This is a genomic window from Megasphaera sp. DJF_B143, from assembly GCF_900320625.1.
Lineage (GTDB): Bacteria > Bacillota > Negativicutes > Veillonellales > Megasphaeraceae > Megasphaera > Megasphaera hexanoica.
On sequence record NZ_ONTA01000050.1, the window covers coordinates 1 to 4,556 of the forward strand.

The 4,556-nt window shown below is 48.1% G+C and carries 5 protein-coding genes; all 5 read left to right on the top strand.

Annotation, left to right across the window (positions count from 1 at the left end; translation table 11 throughout):
• Nucleotides 1–967 (top strand): NAD-dependent epimerase/dehydratase family protein (locus tag DBO31_RS01485; RefSeq protein ID WP_369907303.1); only part of this gene is annotated, 967 nt, incomplete at its 5' end.
• Nucleotides 964–1,413 carry an ACT domain-containing protein gene (locus tag DBO31_RS01490; RefSeq protein ID WP_059075573.1) on the top strand — a complete coding sequence of 150 codons (450 nt, stop codon included), beginning with the start codon at nt 964–966 and terminating at the stop codon, nt 1,411–1,413. The genes DBO31_RS01485 and DBO31_RS01490, both read left to right, overlap by 4 nt.
• An 11-nt stretch (nt 1,414–1,424) precedes the next feature.
• On the top strand, nt 1,425–2,711 hold the full coding sequence (locus DBO31_RS01495; RefSeq protein ID WP_150824265.1) for a homoserine dehydrogenase: 1,287 nt from the start codon (nt 1,425–1,427) through the stop codon (nt 2,709–2,711).
• A gap of 11 nt (nt 2,712–2,722) precedes the next feature.
• Entirely contained in the window at nt 2,723–3,646 is a 924-nt protein-coding gene (thrB, locus tag DBO31_RS01500) for a homoserine kinase (RefSeq protein WP_059075575.1), read from the top strand.
• A gap of 80 nt (nt 3,647–3,726) precedes the next feature.
• Nucleotides 3,727–4,551, top strand: coding sequence for an NAD(+) diphosphatase (nudC, locus tag DBO31_RS01505; RefSeq protein ID WP_150824266.1), 825 nt, complete (start codon nt 3,727–3,729; stop codon nt 4,549–4,551).
• Nucleotides 4,552–4,556 lie beyond the last annotated feature (5 nt).

Consider the following 4,556-nt stretch of genomic DNA (forward strand, 5'->3'; position numbering starts at 1 on the left):
ACCTGCCGTAATCTACCGGAACAGGGAGTGGTATGTATTGAATATATTGGTTACAGGCGGTGCCGGTTTCATCGGTTCACACCTCGTTGACACCTTAATAGAAGCCGGTCATGATGTAACGGTATTTGATAATCTGAACAGTGGAAGGAAAGAGTATATCCATAAGGAAGCCCGGTTCCGTCAGGGAGACATCCGTGATACGGAAGCTCTGGACCGTCTGTTTGCCGGAACGGTTTTTGATGTAGTGTTTCATGAAGCTGCCCAGACGCAGGTATCTTATTCCATGCTCCATCCCCGGGAAGATGCCGATGTCAATGTACTGGGACTGATTAATGTGTTAGAACACTGCTGCAGACATGACGTAAAGAAAATACTTCTTTCTTCATCAGCCGCTGTATATGGAAATCAGGAAACAGGACTGGCTGATGAAACGATACCGGTACAGCCACAATCTTTTTACGGACTGACCAAGGCGGCAGGAGAAGCATATGCCGCTTTGTATTACCGTATGTATGGCCTTCCGTATGCCGTCCTTCGCTACGCCAATGTGTATGGCGAACGGCAGGAAAGCAGCCGGGAAGCCGGTGTAGTCAGTCTGTTTTCCCGGGCATTGGCCTCGGGAACTGCTATGACCATCTATGGCGATGGGAATCAGTCACGGGATTTTATTTACGTCAAGGATGCGGCGGCTGCCAGCATGGCTGCCATGGATGCCGGCGTTCCCAGCGGCATTTACAATATCAGTACGAAAATCGAAACGACCATCAATGCCTTGAAAGAAATATTGATGTATTTTGCCCAGATACGGTCTGACGTAATCTATGAAGACGCACGGCACGGCGATATTTACCGGTCCGTACTCGATAATGGAAAGGCTGTGCAGACACTGAACTGGCGGCCGAAGACAAAACTTCTGCCAGGATTGATGACGACGTTTTCTTATTTTTTAGGGAGGGATGAACGATGAAAAAGGACACGAACCATAACTTCTATCTGGTCCGGGAAGATATCCTGCCAGAAGCTATTAAAAAGACAATCCGCGTCAAAGAAATCTTAAAGCACCATCAGAGCCGTACCATCAATGAAGCGGTAAAGATGATGGATTTAAGCCGCAGTGCGTACTATAAATATAAAGATTATGTTTTCCCTTTCCACGACGTAACACAGGGAAAAATTGTTACCTTATCGCTTCTGATCTTTGATAAACCGGGCGAACTTTCCCAGGTGCTGCATACAGTCGCAGCCAGCAACGGCAGCATCCTGACTATCAATCAGGGGATTCCCCTGCAGGGAATGGCTGATGTCAGTATTTCCATTGAAACGAAGAACATGAATATTTCTGCCGATGAATTAATGAAAAAATTAGATAAACTGCCGGGAGTCAGCAAAGTCGATATCATCGGGCAGGCCTAAGGAGGGGCTGTATGAAACACGTTGCAATTGCATTGTTAGGCTGCGGTACCGTTGGTAAAGGCGTTGTCGATTTATTGAGCCGCAACGGCCAGCTCATTGAGGAACAGCTGGAGACGCATATCAGCATTAAGCGGATACTCATCCGTGATTTACCGAAATATGAACAGATGGATTTGCCGGATACCATTGCTCTTACTACCGATTTCAACGATATTATCAATGATGATGAAATAGAAATCGTAGTGGAAGTTATGGGAAGTGCTGATTTTGCAAAAGAATGCATCGAACAGTGCTTTAAGCGCGGGAAGAGCGTAGTCAGTGCCAATAAGGACCTAATTGCTGATTATGGGATTCCTCTTTTGAAACTCAGTCAGGAAAACAATGTCGATTTCCAGTTTGAAGCCAGTGTAGCCGGCGGCATCCCCGTTATCCGTCCCATGTATTCGTCGCTCAATAGCAACCGTATCGAACGCATCATCGGTATCATGAACGGAACGACAAACTATATCCTGACTAATATGACGGAACGAGGCCTGTCCTATGAAGCAGCTCTTAAGGAAGCCCAGGAAAAAGGGTATGCCGAAGCCGATCCGACTAATGATGTCAGTGGATATGATGCGGCCCGGAAAATCGCTATTCTGGCAACATTGGGATTCCATTCTGCCGTTACTTTCCGCGATGTCTCTGTCGAAGGCATCGAGAAAATCACCCATGAGGATATTGAACATGCATCGGAAATGGGCTATGCCGTTAAACTGCTGGCTATTGCACAGCAGAACGACGATGGGATTTCCCTCAATGTCCACCCCGCCTTTATACCCAGAAGCCATCCGCTGGCCAATGTCGGCGGAGCCTATAATGCAGTATATGTACGGGGCAACTGCGTCGGTGATGTCATGTTTTACGGACAGGGAGCCGGTGCTTTTCCGACTGCCAGTGCGGTTGTCAGCGATGTCATGAATGTCATTCTTCATTTTAACCTTACCGTGACAGGAAAACGGAAATATGTCTGGCATGACACGAAACTGACGGATCCACGCTCTATCCGCGCTCCTTATTATCTGCGCATGATCGTCGATAATGCACCGGGCGTCTTGTCCAGTATCTCTGGCATATTTGCTGAAAATCGTATTAGTATCCGTTCTCTAATCCAGAAAGATGAAACGAAGGAAATTGCCGAAATTGTAATTCTTATCGATGCATCAGCCGATGGGCTGGTGCGGGATTCACTGAAAAAGGTGACATCTCTTTCCTGCGTCCGCCGCGTTGCCAATGCAATCAGAGTCATTGAAATTTAGAGGTGCTGTTTATGACCAAGAAAGTACATGTAAAAATTCCGGCCACATCGGCCAATATGGGTTCCGGGTTTGATGCCGTCGGCATCGCTCTGACCCTGTATAATGAAATACTGTTTGAAGAACGGCCGGGAGCGGAAGCGATAACCATCGAAATCAAGGGTATGGGTCAGAATGAAATCCCGACCGATCCCGCAGAAAATCTGGTATCGGAAGCCATGGCATACGTGGCAAAACGGAATGGACAGCCGCTGCCGGCCGGTCATCTGACGCTGATTAACCGCATCCCGCCGGCACGCGGGCTGGGAAGCAGCTCGGCAGCCCTCGTCGGCGGAATCATGGCAGGAGATGCCCTTACAGGGCGGAAACTGACCAAAGAAGATATACTGATCATTGCCAATTCGATGGAAGGCCATCCCGATAACGTGGCGCCTGCAACATATGGAGGACTGACATCGTCTATCATTGTCCATGACAAAGCTATCACCAATTCAGTGCCTGTAGAAGAGGATTTGTCTTTTATCACGGTCAGTCCGGAAATTGAAGTTTCTACAGAAGAAGCGAGACAGGCGCTGCCCGATACGATTGACTATAAAAGTGCCGTTTTTAATGTCAGCCGGGTCAGTTTCCTTTTGTCCTCCTTCTTTACGAAACGGTATGACTATCTAAAATACAGCCTGCAGGATAAGCTCCATGTTCCCTATCGGATTCAGCTGATTCCCCACGGCCAGGACGTACTGGATGCGGCTATCGCTGCCGGTGCCCTGGGTTCTACCATCAGTGGTTCCGGCTCGACACTCATCGCATTTGCAACCGGACGGGAAAGAGAGATAGAAGAGGCGATGATTTCTACTTTTGCCGGGTATGGCATCCAATCTTTTGGTCATATTCTCAAAGCGGATAATCAGGGTGCTACTTATGTAGATATACCGAAATAATATTCAGATTTGTGAATTAAAGTATAAAAACGGAGAGAGGCTGCCACCGGACAGCCTCATTTCCTTTGTAAGGAGTTTATATGATTCAGGATATCCATCCCCATACGTATCACAACGAATTTACGCCTGCTCTCATAGAAGAAAATGCCCTTATCTTGTCCTATGATAAAAAAAGTGTCCTCATACGGCAGGATGGAAACAGCTTTACTCTGCCGGCAGCTTCTGATTTTTCCGGCTGGAAGGCCGATAATTTTATCTGGCTGTTTGCCATCGACGACAGGCAGTTTTTCCTGGCCCGGCGTACTCTGCCAGCTCCAGAAGGATATGCCTATGTGCCTATCCGCTATATGCGGTATGCGGCACCACGGCACCTGGCATTTGCTTCTGTCACCGGTCTGTCACTGGCCGGATGGTACCGCCATCATCAGTTATGCGGATGCTGCGGGCAGCCGTTGCAGCATAGCAAAAAAGAGCGGATGTTGTATTGCCCATCCTGCGGTATTATGAATTATCCCCGTATCAATCCGGCGGTCATCGTGGCCGTCCGTCATGAAAATAAGCTCCTCGTATCGACCTATGCCGGCCGGGAATATACGAATATGGCTCTCATCGCAGGATTTGCTGAAATTGGAGAAACCATCGAGGAGACAGTTCACCGGGAAGTCATGGAGGAAGTGGGAATCTGCGTCAAAAATCTGCAGTTCTATAAAAGCCAGCCCTGGTGTTTCACCGACACGCTTCTGTTCGGATTTTTCTGCGACCTTGACGGAGAAGATACGCTGCGTGTAGATCACGAAGAACTGGCAACTGCCCGTTGGATCAATCGGGATGAAGTACCGGAAGATGTAGAAAAGGTCAGCCTGACCATGGAAATGATGACCTTGTTCAAAGAGGGAAAGGTATAGTAAAT

What these genes read in the sequence shown, in the direction of transcription:
- DBO31_RS01490 (WP_059075573.1), top strand. Translation starts at nt 964, where the DNA reads ATGAAAAAGGACACGAACCATAACTTCTATCTGGTCCGGGAAGATATC.
- DBO31_RS01495 (WP_150824265.1), top strand. Translation starts at nt 1,425, where the DNA reads ATGAAACACGTTGCAATTGCATTGTTAGGCTGCGGTACCGTTGGTAAA.
- thrB (WP_059075575.1), top strand. Translation starts at nt 2,723, where the DNA reads ATGACCAAGAAAGTACATGTAAAAATTCCGGCCACATCGGCCAATATG.
- nudC (WP_150824266.1), top strand. Translation starts at nt 3,727, where the DNA reads ATGATTCAGGATATCCATCCCCATACGTATCACAACGAATTTACGCCT.